We start from the raw sequence: 15150 nt of genomic DNA on the forward strand, positions 1-15150 counted from the left end.
ATCGAACCACGCTTGCGGACACTCACAAGGAGGTGCGAATGAATCAGGCCACCCACGACGATCTCGCCGACACCGCCCTGCGCGGCGCTGGACTGTGCCAACTGCTGCATTGGCTGGCCTCGGGGCGGATCACCGCCGAGCGGGTGACCGACACGTATCTGGCGGCGATCGCGCGGGAAAACACCGCGCTCAACGCCTATCTCGCCACCGATCCGGAAAAAAGCCGCGCGCAGGCCAGAGCCGCCGGCGCGCGCCGGGCGTCCGGTGGCCCGATCGGGCGCCTCGACGGCGTGCCGGTGGCCTTCAAGGACAACATCGACGTCGCCGGATGGGTGACGACAGCCGGCCTTCCGCGCCGGCGCCAGGCGGTGGCATCGACCGATGCCGCCTGCGTGGCGCGCCTGCTGGCCGCGGGCGCGGTGGTGCTGGGCAAGACCAATCTCGACGAAGGGGTGCTGGGGGCGGCCACGCGCAACCCGCACTACGGCACCACGCCCAATCCCTGGAAGGAAGGCCACATCGCCGGTGGATCCTCCGGCGGCTCGGCGGTGGCGGTTGCCGCGGGCCTGTGCGCCGTGGCGGTGGGCAGCGACAGCCTTGGCTCGGTGCGGATTCCCGCCAGCCATTGCGGCATCTATGCGATCAAACCCACGCACGGCGAGATTTCCACCCGAGGCCTGGTACCGGCCGCGCGGCGCCTGGATACGATCGGCCTGATGGCGCGCAATGTCGACGATTTGACCATCCTGCTGCAGGTCCTTGCCGGCTACGACATCGACGACCCGCGCTCGCGCAAGCGCCGGGTGGCCTTTGCTCCGCCGGACTGGGAACCGGGCAAGCTGCGCTCAGGCACCCTGCCCAACCTGGCGCGGCTGGGCACGGCGCCAGAGGTGGTCGAGGTTTTCGAGAACGCCCTGGTGACGCTGCGCCACGAACTGGGCGAGCGCCAGGCCGTGAACTTCGAGGACTACCCCATCGAGCGGGCCCGCCGCGCCGGCCTGCTCCTGATGGAGGCGGAGATGCTGGGCACCTACGCCGCCGACCTGGCCGATCCGGCTGCACCGATCTCGGCGGATCTCAAGCGCCTGCTCGACTACGCCGCGGCGCGCTCTGCGCATGACTACGTCCAGGCTGACAAGATGCTCGACGCGTCCGTCCTGAAGGCGCGCCGCATCTTCACCCAGGTGGACGTGCTGATTACGCCGACCACGCCCGCCTGCGCCGCGGCGATTGATGCGGTGGAGCCAGCTGACCAGGCCTTGTTCACCAGCTTCCCCAGCCTGTCGGGCTGCCCGGCGGTGAGCATCCCGATGGGGCGTTCGTCGACCGGCCTGCCGCTGGGCCTGCAGTTCATCGGCCCGCCCGGCTCGGACCTGCGCCTGCTGGAGCTGGCCGAAGTCTGTGCCGCGGCGCTGGATGCCGCACCGGACTATCCGGCGCGGCGCTGATTCGGGCGGGGCGCAATGTCGTTTCTGGAAGGTGTGCGTGTGCTGGACCTGTCGCGGATTCTCGCCGGGCCCTGGTGCACCCAGCTGCTGGCCGACTACGGCGCGACGGTCATCAAGGTCGAGAAGCCGGGCGTTGGTGACGACACGCGCCGCTGGGGGCCGCCATTCCTTGACGAGGCGGGAACCACGGCGGCCTATTTCCTGGCCTGCAACCGCGGCAAGCAGTCGGTGGCGCTGGATTTCAGCCAGCCGGAGGGGCGCGACATCGTGCAGCAGCTGGCCGCCGGTTCCGACGTGCTGGTCGAGAACTACCTGCCGGGTACGCTGGCGCGCTACGGCCTGGACCATGCCAGCCTCGCGGCGCACAACCCCGGGCTGATCTACTGCTCGATCACCGGCTTCGGGCAAACCGGTCCGAACGCGGCCCGGGCCGGCTATGACGCCATGATCCAGGCCGAAGCCGGCCTGATGTCGCTGACCGGCCACGCCGATGGTGAGCCGGGCGGTGGGCCGATGAAGGTGGGCGTCGCAGTCAGCGACCTGATGTGCGGCATGTACGCCGCGTCCGCCATCCTTGCCGCATTGCATCGGCGTCAGCGAGCCGGGCAGGGGGCGTACCTGGACCTGGCGCTGTTCGATTGCCAGGTCGGCTGGCTGGCCAACCAGGGCATGAATTACCTGGTGGGTGGACAGGTGCCGGGCCGTTTCGGCACGGCCCATCCGAATATCGCGCCCTACCAGACCTTTGCCACCGCCGACGGCCACCTTACCCTGGCGGTGGGGAACGACGAGCAGTTCCGGCGCCTCTGCGCCGTGGCCGGTGTCGCCCTGGCACAGGACGAGCGCTTCGCCACCAATGCGGCCCGCGTGGCCCATCGCCAGGCACTGGTGGAGGCCGTTGGTGCGTTCCTGGCCGAACGGCCGACGGCACACTGGCTGGGTGAGCTGGTGCCGGCTGGCGTACCTGCGGGGGCGGTGAACGACCTTGCGGCGGTGTTCGCGCACAGCCAGGTCGCGGCGCGCGGCCTGCGCTTTGATGCCCGGCATCCGGTACTGGGTGATGTACCGCAGATCGCCAATCCGGTGCGGTGCCCGGATGCGACGACCACCTCGCCATTGGCCCCGCCGCAGCTGGGCGAGCATACGCAGGCGGTGCTGGCTTCGCTTGGCGTTACGGACGGCGCCGCGCGTCCCGACACCTGAACCGCCCGGCACCGATGGACGACCTGTTTCCGCAGGATCCCGTACCCCCGGCCGCCGAGCCGCTGCGCGCGCTGGCCCTGCCGGGTGCTGACCTGCTGTTCTCGCCCTGCGCCTTCACGGACGCCGCGTCGCTGTTCGCGCAGGTGATGGCCGAAGTCGCCTGGAGCACGCATCGGCTGATCTTGTTCGGCCGCCAGGTCGATGCACCGCGGCTGTCGTGCTGGATGGGCGATCCCGACGCGGTCTACACCTATTCCCGCACGCGGTTCGTACCGTTGCCGTGGACGCCCACCCTGGCGCAGATCCGGAGCCGGGTGACGCAGCTGTGCGCCGTTCCGTTCAATAGTGTTCTTTGCAACTTGTACCGTCATGGAAATGATTCGATGGGCTGGCACAGCGACGACGAGCCGGAGCTGGGGCCGGCGCCGGTGATCGCGTCTGTCAGCCTTGGTGCAACGCGGCGATTCCGCCTGCACCATCGGCAGGATGCGGCACAATCTCTGGCGCTGATGCTTCCGGCGGGAAGCCTTCTGGTGATGCGCGGCGACACCCAGCGCCACTATCGACACGACCTGCCGAAAGCGCCGCGCGTCCAGGCGCCGCGCATCAACCTGACGTTTCGCCGGATCTTCCCGCCAGCATCCTAGGTCGCTACCCGACGGATAGCGACGATTGATCTGTCCGGGGCGCGCGCCGTGGCGCTAGACCGAGAAACCTTCGAGTTCGCGGGAAAGAATGGCGCGGGCCAGTGCCCAGTCGCTGCGCACGGTGCGCTCGCTCAGGCTCATTTCCGCGGCAATTTCGTCGAACGTGAAACCGCCGAAGAAATGCCATTCGACGACCTGGGCGGCGCGGGCATCGCGGCGGGCGAGGCGATCGAGTGCCTGGTCGATGACCAGCATCTCGCTGGCCTTGGCGTCCACGGCGACATTGACGCCGTCAAGGTCGGTGGGGGCCACCCCGCCGCCGCGTTTGTCGGCGATGCGCCTGCGCGCCTGGTCGACCAGGATCTGGCGCATCGCCCGCGCGGCCAGGCTGAAAAAATGGCTGCGATCGGTGAGCTGCCCGCCATAGTTGGCGGCCAGCTTGGCGTAGGCCTCGTGGACCAGGCCGGTCGTGTTGAGGGTGGCGCCCGGATTGCGGCGCAATTCGGCGGCCGCAATGCGCTTGAGCTCGGAATAGATGCGGTCGAATGCCTCGTCCCGCGCCCGGCCGTCGCCGTGCTGGGCGCGATTGAGCAGTTCGGTGAGTTCGGCCCCTGACATTGCGCGTTCTCCTGCCTGTGGCCGAGTCTAGTGGCCCCACCGGCAAGTATCCATCCGGAAAAACGCCCTGCGGACGCGTATGGCACCGGTTTCTCAGGCCAGTAACATGCAGGCGACGCCTGACACGGTGAGGCCGACGCCCACCAGCTTCCGGCGCGTCAGCGGCTCGCCCAGGAACAGCCAGGCCAGAAGGACAATGAAGATCGAGGTCGTCTCGTTGAGGATGGCAGCGATCGAGGCGCGCGTGTACTTGTAGCCGCCCAGCCACAGCACCATCGACAGGTACTGGCCGACAAAAGCCCCCGCCAGCAGGGTGCGCCACGGGATCGGCCCCCGGTTCTGCGACGTCGACGGCGCAGTGCGTGCGAACGCCGCGTAGGCGAGGGCCATGGCCGTCACGCCGCCGACCAGGCGCAGGCTGACCACCCAGACAAACGGCTGCGCCTCCAGCACCGGCTTGACCATCACGATCGCCACTGCCATCAGGAAAATCGCGGCGATACCGGTGGCAATGCCGATCCGGATGGCGCGCCGGTCCACGGTATCGGTCACGGTCTGGCGACCGACGGTGAGCACGCCCGCGGTGACCAGGACGAAGCCGACGATCTGGATCGGCCCCAGCCGCTCGTGCAGAAAGACGAACGAGAGCAGGATGACAAAGGGGCTGAAGAAGTTGCCGAGGATGCCGGTGCGCGCCGCGCCCAGCTGGTTGAGCGCCCGGAAGTACAGCGTGTCGGCCACGGCAATGCCCAGGACGCCGGATACCAGGGTGATCACCAGGTCCGACAGCGGTAGCGTGGGCGGCGGCCAGTCGGCGAATACGGCGAGGCTTGGAACAAGCAGACCAAGCACGATCAAATTCTTCATAAGATTGAGCTGCATCGGCGGCAGCGACTCGCCGAGGCGCTTATAGATAATCACGCCGGCCGACCACGCCAGCGCACTCAAGATCGACAACGCCTCGCCCAGACCCATGCCCGAAACACCCGCCACCCCTGTCCGAACGGTCGATTATCCGCGAGGTCCCGCATGAATGAGGCCTACACGCTGACCACCCGGGTGGGCTTCGTGATCGCCCTGGCGCGGCGGCTGCACGAGTACGGCACGGCGGCGCCACGCCTGGAGGAGGCGATCGCGAAAGTCAGCGCCCGGCTGGAGCTCTATTGCGACGTGCTGTCGACGCCGACCTCGATCGTGCTGTCCTTCGCCGAACACAGCCAGGGACGGCACGCGGTGGCGCAGGTCACCCAGGTGATCCGGTTGGCGCCGGGCGAGGTGAATCTGCGCCGGCTGTGCGAGGTCGACCACATCGCGGATCGCGTGATCGACGGCAGCCTGGACCTCCAGGCCGGCTACAAGATGCTGCGCGAGCAGGATCGCCCCGACAGCGCCCGCACCCGATGGATGACCGTGCTCAGCTTCGGTGCCTCCTCGGCCAGCGTGGCGATGCTGCTCAAGACCTCGCTGGTGGATATCGCGGTTGCCGCGCTCTGCGGCTGGCTGATCGGCCTGCTGGCACACTGGTCCAGGGACCGGCCGCGCCTGTCGGCCAGCTTCGAAGCGGTGTCGGCACTGTTGGTCACGGTGATCGCCACGGCTTTCAGTGCTTTCGTGGCGCCCTTGACGCTCAAGCCGGTCGTGCTGGCCAGCCTGATCGTGCTGCTGCCGGGCATGAGCCTGACTACAGCGGTGCGCGAGCTGTCGAACCAGCACCTGGTTTCGGGCGTCGCGCGCGTGGCCGGCGCAACGGCCACTCTGTTGAAGCTGACGTTCGGAACGGTGGCAGCGGCGCAGCTGTGTCGCGTGACGGGTATCGTACCGGCCGCAGAAGGGTTGCCGCCGGCACCGGCATGGGTGGAATGGGCCGGGCTGATCATGGGCGCGATGAGCTTCGCGGTCCTGTTTCGCAGTGCACGACGGGATTTCGGGCTGGTTATTGGCGCCGTCTTGCTCGGTTATGCGATTACGCGGATCGGTGGCGCGAATTTCGGCCCGGAATTCGGCGTTTTCATTGCCGGATTGAGCATGGGCGCATTGAGCAATCTATATGCGGGATTGACCCACCGGCCGGGCGCGCTGCTGCGGGAACCGGGGATTATCTTGTTGGTACCCGGTAGCGTTGGTTTCAAAAGCCTGTCGTTCGTTTTCGAACGTGATGTATTTCTCGGAATCGATACGGCGTTTTCACTGGTCACGATCCTGGTGTCATTGGTGGCGGGGCTGCTTTTTGGCGACCTGATCGTGCCGCCGCGACGCAGCCTGTAGCAGGCGCGCCGGCACTGCGATGGCATGTGCGTCGGTGGCGCGTTCCCCGTTGTCCCACGGGCGCTGCCGTTGTCGAAAAATCCAAAAGAAAACGCCGGATATACCGGCGTTTTCGTAGTTACTAGGGGCTGGGGTCAAATCAGGAGGTCTTTCTCTTTCTTGCCGGCCAGCAGCGCGGCGCTGAACCAGCGGGGGCGCTTGCCGCGGCCGGTCCAGGTTTCGAAAGGGGATACCGGGTTGCGGTACTTCGGCTTGACCGTCCGTTTCGGACGGCGTCCTGCGCCGAACAGTTCGTCGACCGTGAACCCCTCTTTCTTGACCAGATGCACGATTTTCTCGCGTATTTCGTGCAGTTTTTCGCGTTGCAGGTCGTTCTGGCGCTGGTTGGCCCGGGCGATCAGGTCCGCGAGCTGTTTGGGGTTGAGGCTTTCGACATCAATGGCCATGATTATCCTTGTCGTTGGTTGCGGCTAACGCTGGGCGACGACATGCGCGACTCCCTGATATTCGGCCCGGACCCCTGCAATAATCCGTTCGGACGCCCCGGCGCGGATTTTGTTACAAATCCATCCCAAAGTGCAAAAGGTGTACTCCGTACGGTTGCGCCGCGAGCGCCAAGGCGCCGCGTCTGCCCGGAAACGTTGCCGGCGCCCGGGACGCCCTTTCGGTACGTGCCAGCGGCGTGCAGACGGGATACTATGTGGCCTGGTCAGGGAGCGTCAGAACAAAGCCCGTACCTGCCAGGCCGGCCCGGGCGATCCGGTGTTCCGGGCCGGGGCCTGCTTCGCAGGCACCCAAAGGGGGATACCACGGGCCGTCGGCGGGAGTCCGCCGCTTGTTCAGGCCTTCCATAGCGGTTGGAAGCGGGGCTGTCCGTTACGGCCCGCGTAATCACGTTTCAGGGGTGAGCAGTGGGACTGCTTGACGATCTCGAACAGGAAGCTCGACGGCGCAAGGCTGGCGCTGATGACATTGAGCGCGCCAAACAAGAGCGCGAGGCGGCCTATCGCACGCAATTGGAGCCCGGCATGGCCGCGCTCTATGACTACCTGGCCAAGCTGACGCAGAACCTGGCGTTCATCAAGCCGAAGAAGACGTTCTCGCATGCCGTGGCCGGCTACGGGGATGTGGTCCTGTCAGTGGACCACGAATACGACCTGAAGCTGTCCAGTACGGCCAGCTCCAAGGAGATCAAGCTCAGTTTTCCCTGCCCGGTGGTCTCGGACGAATGTCCGTCGATCGATGTGCTGGGCACGACCAAGGTCAAGGCCATTGCGGGCGCCTTCCAGCGCTTCCACCTCGGCGGCATCACCTTCACCAAGAAGGACGCCTCGGGCGAGGTGCTCGCGGCGAACGTGAGGGCGCGCGGCAAGGTCGTGCTGGCGGCGCACTTCGTGGCTGACGCCGACAGTGGCGTGGTCCGCATGACCTTCACCAATTTCGACCAGCTGGGCGGCCAGCAGACCAAGACCGTTGGACCGGACCAGTTCACCGAAGGCATGTACGACGAGATCGGCCGTTACGTCGCGCGCGAGCCCAACGGGCTCTTCCGCGAGGCGCTGCCCGATGACTACCGCAAGCAGCTGCGCACCAAGGTGCAGCAGGAAGAAATGAAGCGCCGCTGGGAAACCCAGATGGCCGATCGCCAGCGCGAGGAGCTGGCGGAACTGGAACGGCAGCAGGGGCTGGCGGGCAAGCTCACCAAGGTGGTTGACCAGGTGAAGGTTGGCGGCCTGCTGAACAAGCTGCGCGGGCTGGTGAAGAAGGACAAGTAATCGCGCTGCGGCCGTCGCCCGCCGGCGGCTACGCCCATACTGACAGCCCCCGCCGCGTGCGGGGGCTGTCGTTTCCGGATCAGGCGAAGAGGGCGAGCACTTCCTCGCGCGACAACTGGCGGCTGTCCGCGTCGCGACGGGCGCGATACTCGAAGGTGCCGGCGGCCAGGCCGCGCTCGCTGACGACGACGCGGTGCGGAATACCGATCAGTTCCATGTCGGCGAACATGGGACCCGGACGCAGCCCGCGGTCGTCCATCACGACTTCGATACCCCGGGCGGTCAACTCGTCGTACAGGCTGGTGGCCGCATCGATGACCGCCGCATCGTTCTTCGGATTGATCAGGCAGATTGCCACGCGCCAGGGCGCCATCGGTTCGGGCCAGCAGATGCCGCTGGCGTCGAAGTTCTGTTCGATGGCCGCGGCCACGATACGGCTCACGCCGATGCCGTAGCAGCCCATGTGCATGACTTTCTTCTTGCCGTCGTTGTCGAGCACCGTGGCCTGCAGCGCCTCGGCGTATTTGGTGCCGAGCTGGAATACGTGGCCGACTTCAATGCCGCGGCCGATGCGGATCTGACCCTTGCCGTCCGGCGAGGCATCGCCGTCGACGACCTTGCGGATATCGGCCACGCGCGTGATGCGGGCGTCGCGCTCCCAGTTGGCGCCGCGGAAGTGGGTGCCGTCCTGGTTGCCGCCGCAGACGAAGTTGGCCACGGCTGCCGCGCTGCGGTCGACGATGACCGGAATGCTGTCGGGCAGCCCCGCCGGACCGATGAAGCCTGGGCGGCAACCCAGCACGCGCACGATTTCCGCCTCGTCGGCCAGCTGCGAGTCGCCCGGCAGCTCGGGCAGCTTGCCGGCCTTGATTTCGTTGACCTCGTGGTCGCCGCGCACGCACAGGGCGACGAGCCCGTCGGTGCCGCGCACCAGGATGGTCTTGATGCAGTGGGTGGCGTCGACACCCAGGAAGGCGGACACTTCGTCGATGGTGCGTTGGGTCGGGGTGTCGACGCGTTCGAGGGTGGCCGTCGCGGCCGGCCGCTCCGCGGACGGCGCCACGGCTTCGGCCATCTCGACGTTGGCAGCGTATTCGGATCCGGTGGAGAACGCGATTGCGTCCTCGCCGGACTCGGCAAGCACGTGGAATTCGTGCGAGGCATTGCCGCCGATCGCGCCCGTATCGGCTTCGACCGCCCGGAAGCCCAGGCCCAGTCGCGTGAAGATGCGCGAATAGGCGTTGTACATGTTCCAATATTCCTTGCCCAGGCACTCCTCGCCCAGGTGGAAGGAATACGCATCCTTCATGAGGAATTCGCGCGCACGCATCACGCCGAAGCGCGGGCGGATCTCGTCGCGGAACTTGGTCTGGATCTGGTAGAAGTTGATCGGCAGCTGCTTGTAGCTGTTGAGTTCCGCGCGGGCGAAGTCGGTGATCACTTCCTCGTGCGTCGGACCAAAGCAGAACTCCGATTCCTTGCGGTCCTTGATTTTCAGCAGCTGCCCGCCGAATTTTTCCCAGCGACCGGTTTCTTCCCACAGCTCGCGCGGCTGGATCGAGGGCATGAGAACTTCGATCGCACCGGCGCGGTTCATCTCCTCGCGCACGACGGCTTCCACCTTGCGCAGCACGCGCAGGCCCAGCGGCGCCCAGGTATAGATTCCGGCGGCGAGCTTTCGGATCATGCCGGCGCGCAGCATCAGCTTGTGGCTGACGATTTCGGCGTCGGCGGGAATTTCCTTGACGGTGGCGAGGTGGAACTGGCTCAGGCGCATGGGAAGGTCGATAGGGAAAAGTCCGTGATTTTAGGGAAGGACCGGACAAGTTGACACACCGGCGCCTCCGCCGGTCGCCGGCCCGGCCGGATCGGCTGATGGCGGCGGGGCAGCGCCGCGCCGCGGAGCTCAGTCTTTTTTGTCTTCCGGGCGCTTGTAGCCGGGCACGACATTGGTGTCCGGGTTGTAGCGCACCGTCTCATAGGGCCGGTCGGGTGGCGGCTGGTCAGTGACGTTCAGGCGGCCGTTGGCGTCACGCCACTTGTATAGCGGCGGCGGGGCCGTCTGGACGGTCGGCGATGCCGGGAGGGTGTGCCGGATCGCGGTGGGCAGCGTGGCGGGGAAGAAGTACCACCACGCTGCGGCGGCGCCGATGGCGGCAAGCAGAAGCCAGGCCCACGGGCGCCCGTTCATGGCGCGACGGAATTACTTCGAGGCCGCGGCCGCGCAATAGGTATCGGCGGTCGCGGTGGCGATCTTGAGCTGGGTGTCGCGCTCGGCACCTTCCAGGGGTACGGTCTTGCCTTCGCGCTGGATGGTCAGGGCGACCGGGCTGCTGAGCAGCGCCACTTTGTCGCGGGCCTGCTTGCAGCGCTGGGTTTTTTCGTCTGCGGCATTTTCCGGCGTCGCCGGTGTTCCCGGCGTGGAAGCAGTGTCGGTGGCCACCGGCGTGCTCTGGCCGACGATCCGGATATTGTCGAACTCGGTACCCTTGGGCGGCGGCGTATCGGTGAAATGCGTGATGCCCGCGGCATCCTTCCACTTGTAGACTTTATCGCCTGCCTGGGCGGCGGACATGGCACCCAAGGCAAGCAGGCCCAGGGCGATTGCAGGGATTTTCATGCGGGTCTCCGAAGACGCGCGACAGCGGCGCGCGGCGAGCGATCACTGGATAACATTGTTGCTACTACGATACAAGCTGCGGCCATCCGGTACCGTGAGCCATTGCAGTAAACTCCGGTAAACCCCCAGGCAGGCTACGCATGGATTCCCGCGACACCCCGCGCACCAAACCGCACCGGGGCATCTACCTGTTGCCCAACTTGTTGACCACCGGCGGGATGTTTGCCGGTTTCTACGCCATCACGGCTGCCATGGCCGGCCGGCCGGCAGATGCCTCGATCGCCGTCTTCGTTGCCGGTCTTCTCGATGGGCTGGACGGGCGGGTCGCCCGGCTGACCAATACGCAGAGCGAATTCGGCGTCCAGTACGATTCCCTGGCCGACATGGTCAGCTTCGGTATCGCGCCGGCGCTGGTCCTCTACGTGTGGTCGTTGTCGACCCTGGCTGCCAATGGCCCGATGGCGGCGAAAGTCGGGTTTGCGGCGTCCTTTATCTATGCCGCCTGCGCCGCGCTGCGGCTGGCGCGCTTCAATACCCAGGTCGGGGTCATCGACAAGCGCTATTTCCAGGGCCTGGCCAGTCCCGCCGCGGCGGCGCTGTGCATGTCCTTCGTCTGGACGATGACCGACAACGGCTTTTCCGGCAGCCAGCCGGTCGTGCAGTGGGCGTCGGCGACGCTGGCCATCCTGGCCGGGCTGCTGATGGTCAGCCGCGTGCGGTACTACAGCTTCAAGGCCTGGCCCCTGTCTGACCGGGTGCCCTTCATCTGGATTCCGCTGGTCGTCCTGATCTTCGTCGCGCTGTATGTCGACACACCGATGGTGCTGTTCGCGATTGCCCTGCTGTACGTGATCTCGGGCCTGATCCTGACCCTGTGGGGGCTGCACCAGCGCCGGAGCCAGCGCGACACCGTTCCACGCGAGGAGCACCACCGCCTGTGAGCCTGCCGGCGGCTACCGTCCTGGCGCGCGCCGCCGAAGGCGAGGGGGCCCAGGCGTTCGCCCTGCTGGCGGAGCTGTCGGAAACCCTGGCCATTTCGCTGGACTTGCGCACCACCCTGCCCGAGGCGCTCAACCGCATCGTGGACTATATGGCGGCCGAGGCCGCCTCGCTGTTCCTCTTTGATCCGGTCGAGAACGTCCTTGAGTGCAAGGTGTGCGTTGGACCCGTCGACCTCTCCGGGCTGAAGTTGTCGCCGGAACAGGGGATCGTCGGGCTCGCCCTGGTCCAGAACGCGGTGCAGATCGTGGCCGATGCCCAGAACGACGATCGCGTGCACCGCCGCGTCGACGCGGAAACCGGATTCATCACGCGTTCGCTCCTGGCTGCGCCGCTTGCCACCGCCAACGGCCCGATCGGTGTGATCGAACTGTTCAACAAACGTGGCGGGCAGCCGTTCGATACCGTGGACGCGGGCATCCTGCGCCTGCTGGCCGCGCCGGCCGCCCTGGCCATCAACAACGCCCGCATGGCGCGTGAGCTACTCGAACAGCAGCGGCTCAAGCGCGAATTCGATCTCGCCCGTCGGCTGCAGAAGGCGCTGCTGCCGCGCCGGCGCCGCGCCGGCTTTCCACTGCTGGCGGTCAACCTGCCGGCGCACGAGATCTCGGGCGATTTCTACGATTACTTCGAAATGCCCGACGGGCGTATCGGGTTCGTCGTGGGCGATGTCTCCGGCAAGGGCCTGGACGCGGCCCTGCTGATGACGCGGGCGGCCAGCCTGCTGCGCTGGGCCGGCAAGGACGACCTGGCGCCATCCGAATGGCTGCGGCGCGCCAATGAGGAGCTGTGCCAGACCACCCACGACGGCCGCTTCGTTTGCGCGCTGGTGGGATACTACGAGCGGTCCACTCGCGTGGTGCGCCTGGCGGGCGCGGGATTTCCGCCGGTGCTGTTCCACATGGGAAACACCTACCGCGAATTGCCGTCGGATGGTCCGCCACTGGGAATCGTGCCAGGGATTTCTTTCGGCGAAGCGGCGGTCGCGCTTGGCGACGGCTCGCTCTACTGCTTTTCCGATGGTGTGATCGACGTGCGCAGCGGTGCCTCGCGCCTCGGACATGCCGGCGTACGCAGCCTGATCGAACGCTACGCCGGCTCACCGCCCGAGTCGCGCCTGCGGTCGATCGTGCAGGAACTGCGCTACCTCAAGCTCGTCGACGACACGACGATCCTGTTGCTCGAAGAGCCGCGGGTGCATCCGCCGGAGGTCTACCTGCGCCAGACCTTCGCCGCAGAGCCGGAGCGCCTGCGCGGCGTGCGCGCCAACCTGCGCCTGGCGCTCGACCGCGCCGGGACGCCGCCGCAGCTGCGCGACCGCCTGGTGCTGGCGGTCGATGAAGGCTGCTGCAATATCATCCGCCATGCCTACCGTGACGGGACCGGCGACATCACCGTGTCGGTGCGACGCGACGGCGATATGCTCGAATTCGAATTGCGTGATGCGGCGCCGCCGGTCGACCCGGACTGCGTCCGCCCGCGCGACCTGGACGAATGCCGTCCCGGGGGACTGGGGCTCAACATCATCGACACCGTGATGGATGGGTGGTGCCTGCAGCCGCGGCCGGGTGGAATCGGCAATGTATTGCGTATGTGGAAACGGTGTCCGCTGCCGCAGGAGGAGGACCAGTGAACAACGACGTGGTGACGCAGCAGCATGGCGATTACATGGTCGTGCGCCTTTCGGGTGAAGTGGACCTGTCCTGGTCGCCGCGCGTGCGCATGGCCATCCTCGACGCGCTGGAGAAACACCAGGGCGTGGGCGTCGAGCTCTCCGCCGTCAGCTATATCGATTCCTCGGGGATCGCCGCCCTGGTGGAGGGGTTCCAGAACGCTCGCAAGAGTGGCCGCCGTTTTGCCCTGGCCGCGGTCAGCCCGGCGGTGATGGCGGTACTGGAGCTGGCCCGGCTGGACCGGGTCTTTCCCATCGTTCCGGATATCGACACCGCCATCCGCGGTGACGCAGCGTGATCGTAGCGGCGATCCACACTCTCGGCCGGGCCACGATGCAGTCCATCGCGGGACTGGGCTATGCCGGCATGTTGCTGGCCGAAAGCCTCTGGTACACCGTAGCCGGCTGGCGGCTCGGCCAGCCGGTGCGCCTGGCGGCCGTGGTGGCCGAGATGCGACGCATTGGCGTGGACGCCCTGCCGATCGTCGCCATGCTGTCCCTGACCATCGGCGTGATGCTGGGCATCCAGTTCATCGCCGCCCTGGAGGAATTCGGCGCGCAGTCGCAGGTGGTGCTCGCCGTGGCCAAGTCCGTCACGCGGGAATTCGGCGCGCTGATCACCGCGATTCTCGTGGCCGGCCGTTCGGGCTCGGCGCTGGCGGCGCGAATCGGTTCGATGAGCGTTTCGCAGGAGATCGACGCCCTGACGGTGATTGGCATAGAACCGGTGCGTTACCTGGTCGCGCCAGCGCTGATCGCGATGCTGATCATGCTGCCCGTGCTGACGATCTTCGCCGACACGATCGCCATCCTCGGGGCTGCCTTCTACAGCGCGCCGGCGCTGGACGTGACGCCGCTGGCCTATATCCAGCAGACACTGTCGCTGCTATCCCCTGGTGACCTGTGGCAGGGCCTGTCGAAAAGCGCGGTGTTCGCCGTGCTGATCACGCTGATCGGCTGCAGCACCGGGTTCAACGTCACCGGCGGTGCGGAAGGGGTCGGCCGGGCAACCACCCGCGCGGTGGTGATTTCGATCTGCTACATCATCGTCGCCGACATGATCTTCTCGTACTTCCTTAACCGCCCGTCATGAACACGCCCGAGGTGGTCATTGACGTGACGGGACTGGACGTCTGGTACGGCCGCCGGCGCATCCTGCACGACGTGGATTTTCGCGTCGAAACGGGCGAGATCCGCGTCATCATGGGCGGGTCGGGCTCGGGCAAGAGTACGCTGCTGCGCCACCTGCTTGGACTGCACCGACCCACGCGCGGCTGCGTGAAAGTATTCGGCATCGACATTGCCCGGGCCAGCCGGAGTCAGTTGCAGGAAGTTCGCAAGGAGCTGGGTGTCTCGTTCCAGGGCGGTGCATTGCTGACCTCGCTCACCGTCGGCGAGAACGTGGCGCTACCGCTCCGGGAGCACACCCGGCTCGACGAGAACACCATCCGCATCATGAGCCGGTTGAAACTGGAAGTGGTCAACCTGGGCGGTTTCCAGGACCTCATGCCCAGCCAGCTTTCCGGCGGCATGATCAAGCGCGCGGCGCTGGCGCGGGCGATCGTGATGGATCCGCGCCTGCTGTTCTTCGACGAGCCGTCGGCGGGGCTGGATCCGGTCGTCTCCGCGGAGCTGGACGAATTGATTCTGCGCCTGCGCGATGCGCTGCGCATGACCATCGTGGTGGTCACGCACGAACTGGAGAGCGCCTTCAAGATCGCCGATTCGATCACCGTCCTGGATGGCGGGTGCGTGCTGATGACCGGTACCGTCGACGAAGTACGCAACGCCGACAACGCGCGCATCCAGGACCTCCTCAACCGCCGGCCGCGCGAGGTGACCGTGGATGTCGACGCCTATCTGCGGCGCCTGACCGAGGAGGACGCCGGATGAGCACCCTGGC

16 protein-coding genes are annotated in these 15150 nt (G+C 66.7%); 10 read left to right on the top strand and 6 right to left on the bottom strand.

Translation table 11 applies throughout. From position 1 onward, the window contains the following. Positions 1-38: 38 nt before the first annotated feature. The 3 genes from N4264_RS06200 to N4264_RS06210 are packed head-to-tail and all read left to right on the top strand — an operon-like array spanning position 39 to position 3298. Entirely contained in the window at positions 39-1448 is a 1410-nt protein-coding gene (locus tag N4264_RS06200; RefSeq protein ID WP_261696196.1) for an amidase, read from the top strand. Between the two features lie 15 nt (positions 1449-1463). Continuing rightward, positions 1464-2651: a CaiB/BaiF CoA transferase family protein gene (locus tag N4264_RS06205; RefSeq protein ID WP_261696197.1), complete on the top strand. Its 1188-nt coding sequence runs from the start codon at positions 1464-1466 to the stop codon at positions 2649-2651. A gap of 14 nt (positions 2652-2665) precedes the next feature. Next, positions 2666-3298, top strand: a complete 633-nt coding sequence (locus tag N4264_RS06210) for an alpha-ketoglutarate-dependent dioxygenase AlkB family protein (protein ID WP_261696198.1) — start codon at positions 2666-2668, stop codon at positions 3296-3298. A gap of 54 nt (positions 3299-3352) precedes the next feature. Here N4264_RS06210 and N4264_RS06215 read toward each other — a convergent pair whose 3' ends face one another. Continuing rightward, complete coding sequence (locus tag N4264_RS06215; protein WP_261696199.1) at positions 3353-3916, bottom strand: ECF-type sigma factor; 564 nt, start codon at positions 3914-3916, stop codon at positions 3353-3355. Positions 3917-4009: 93 nt separating this feature from the next. Beyond that, on the bottom strand, positions 4010-4891 hold the full coding sequence (locus tag N4264_RS06220) for a DMT family transporter (protein ID WP_261696200.1): 882 nt from the start codon (positions 4889-4891) through the stop codon (positions 4010-4012). A gap of 54 nt (positions 4892-4945) precedes the next feature. On the opposite strand from N4264_RS06220, the gene N4264_RS06225 reads away from it, so the two are divergent. Then, positions 4946-6181, top strand: coding sequence for a threonine/serine exporter family protein (locus N4264_RS06225; RefSeq protein WP_261696201.1), 1236 nt, complete (start codon positions 4946-4948; stop codon positions 6179-6181). A 134-nt stretch (positions 6182-6315) separates the two neighbouring features. Here N4264_RS06225 and N4264_RS06230 read toward each other — a convergent pair whose 3' ends face one another. Then, positions 6316-6627 (bottom strand): H-NS histone family protein, encoded by a 312-nt coding sequence (locus N4264_RS06230; RefSeq protein ID WP_261696202.1) that lies wholly within the window; start codon positions 6625-6627, stop codon positions 6316-6318. Positions 6628-7092: 465 nt separating this feature from the next. Here N4264_RS06230 and N4264_RS06235 point away from each other — a divergent pair, with 465 nt between their 5' ends. After that, positions 7093-7956 carry a hypothetical protein gene (locus tag N4264_RS06235; protein WP_261696203.1) on the top strand — a complete coding sequence of 288 codons (864 nt, stop codon included), beginning with the start codon at positions 7093-7095 and terminating at the stop codon, positions 7954-7956. A gap of 79 nt (positions 7957-8035) precedes the next feature. Here the strand turns inward: N4264_RS06235 and N4264_RS06240 are convergent, their stop codons facing one another. From N4264_RS06240 to N4264_RS06250, 3 genes are all read right to left on the bottom strand, one after another. Then, complete coding sequence (locus N4264_RS06240) at positions 8036-9733, bottom strand: proline--tRNA ligase (RefSeq protein ID WP_261696204.1); 1698 nt, start codon at positions 9731-9733, stop codon at positions 8036-8038. A 129-nt stretch (positions 9734-9862) separates the two neighbouring features. Then, positions 9863-10147, bottom strand: a complete 285-nt coding sequence (locus tag N4264_RS06245) for a DUF4124 domain-containing protein (protein WP_261696205.1) — start codon at positions 10145-10147, stop codon at positions 9863-9865. Positions 10148-10159: 12 nt separating this feature from the next. Further along, positions 10160-10576 (bottom strand): DUF4124 domain-containing protein, encoded by a 417-nt coding sequence (locus tag N4264_RS06250; RefSeq protein ID WP_261696206.1) that lies wholly within the window; start codon positions 10574-10576, stop codon positions 10160-10162. 140 nt (positions 10577-10716) lie between these two features. On the opposite strand from N4264_RS06250, the gene pssA reads away from it, so the two are divergent. From pssA to N4264_RS06275, 5 genes are read left to right on the top strand one after another with little or no spacing between them, the layout of a single operon-like run. Next, positions 10717-11517, top strand: a complete 801-nt coding sequence (gene pssA / locus N4264_RS06255; protein ID WP_261696207.1) for a CDP-diacylglycerol--serine O-phosphatidyltransferase — start codon at positions 10717-10719, stop codon at positions 11515-11517. Beyond that, complete coding sequence (locus N4264_RS06260) at positions 11514-13208, top strand: ATP-binding SpoIIE family protein phosphatase (RefSeq protein WP_261696208.1); 1695 nt, start codon at positions 11514-11516, stop codon at positions 13206-13208. The genes pssA and N4264_RS06260 overlap by 4 nt, the downstream gene beginning before the upstream one ends. Further along, the gene (locus N4264_RS06265; protein WP_261696209.1) at positions 13205-13546 is read left to right on the top strand and encodes an STAS domain-containing protein; all 342 of its coding nucleotides are present in this window, start codon (positions 13205-13207) and stop codon (positions 13544-13546) included. Before N4264_RS06260 ends, N4264_RS06265 begins: the two co-directional genes overlap by 4 nt. Positions 13547-13581: 35 nt before the next feature. Continuing rightward, positions 13582-14340 (top strand): MlaE family ABC transporter permease, encoded by a 759-nt coding sequence (locus tag N4264_RS06270; protein WP_261696210.1) that lies wholly within the window; start codon positions 13582-13584, stop codon positions 14338-14340. Next, positions 14337-15140 carry an ABC transporter ATP-binding protein gene (locus N4264_RS06275; RefSeq protein WP_261696211.1) on the top strand — a complete coding sequence of 268 codons (804 nt, stop codon included), beginning with the start codon at positions 14337-14339 and terminating at the stop codon, positions 15138-15140. The genes N4264_RS06270 and N4264_RS06275 overlap by 4 nt, the downstream gene beginning before the upstream one ends. Positions 15141-15150: the final 10 nt, after the last annotated feature.

Origin of the sequence: Tahibacter amnicola (assembly GCF_025398735.1) — a bacterium.
GTDB classification, from domain to species: domain Bacteria; phylum Pseudomonadota; class Gammaproteobacteria; order Xanthomonadales; family Rhodanobacteraceae; genus Tahibacter; species Tahibacter amnicola.

Bases quoted from the DNA above. Each gene is read 5' to 3' on its own strand.
- N4264_RS06200 (WP_261696196.1), top strand. From the start codon at position 39: ATGAATCAGGCCACCCACGACGATCTCGCCGACACCGCCCTGCGCGGC.
- N4264_RS06205 (WP_261696197.1), top strand. From the start codon at position 1,464: ATGTCGTTTCTGGAAGGTGTGCGTGTGCTGGACCTGTCGCGGATTCTC.
- N4264_RS06210 (WP_261696198.1), top strand. From the start codon at position 2,666: ATGGACGACCTGTTTCCGCAGGATCCCGTACCCCCGGCCGCCGAGCCG.
- N4264_RS06215 (WP_261696199.1), bottom strand. From the start codon at position 3,916: ATGTCAGGGGCCGAACTCACCGAACTGCTCAATCGCGCCCAGCACGGC.
- N4264_RS06220 (WP_261696200.1), bottom strand. From the start codon at position 4,891: ATGGGTCTGGGCGAGGCGTTGTCGATCTTGAGTGCGCTGGCGTGGTCG.
- N4264_RS06225 (WP_261696201.1), top strand. From the start codon at position 4,946: ATGAATGAGGCCTACACGCTGACCACCCGGGTGGGCTTCGTGATCGCC.
- N4264_RS06230 (WP_261696202.1), bottom strand. From the start codon at position 6,627: ATGGCCATTGATGTCGAAAGCCTCAACCCCAAACAGCTCGCGGACCTG.
- N4264_RS06240 (WP_261696204.1), bottom strand. From the start codon at position 9,733: ATGCGCCTGAGCCAGTTCCACCTCGCCACCGTCAAGGAAATTCCCGCC.
- N4264_RS06245 (WP_261696205.1), bottom strand. From the start codon at position 10,147: ATGAACGGGCGCCCGTGGGCCTGGCTTCTGCTTGCCGCCATCGGCGCC.
- N4264_RS06250 (WP_261696206.1), bottom strand. From the start codon at position 10,576: ATGAAAATCCCTGCAATCGCCCTGGGCCTGCTTGCCTTGGGTGCCATG.
- pssA (WP_261696207.1), top strand. From the start codon at position 10,717: ATGGATTCCCGCGACACCCCGCGCACCAAACCGCACCGGGGCATCTAC.
- N4264_RS06270 (WP_261696210.1), top strand. From the start codon at position 13,582: ATGCAGTCCATCGCGGGACTGGGCTATGCCGGCATGTTGCTGGCCGAA.
- N4264_RS06275 (WP_261696211.1), top strand. From the start codon at position 14,337: ATGAACACGCCCGAGGTGGTCATTGACGTGACGGGACTGGACGTCTGG.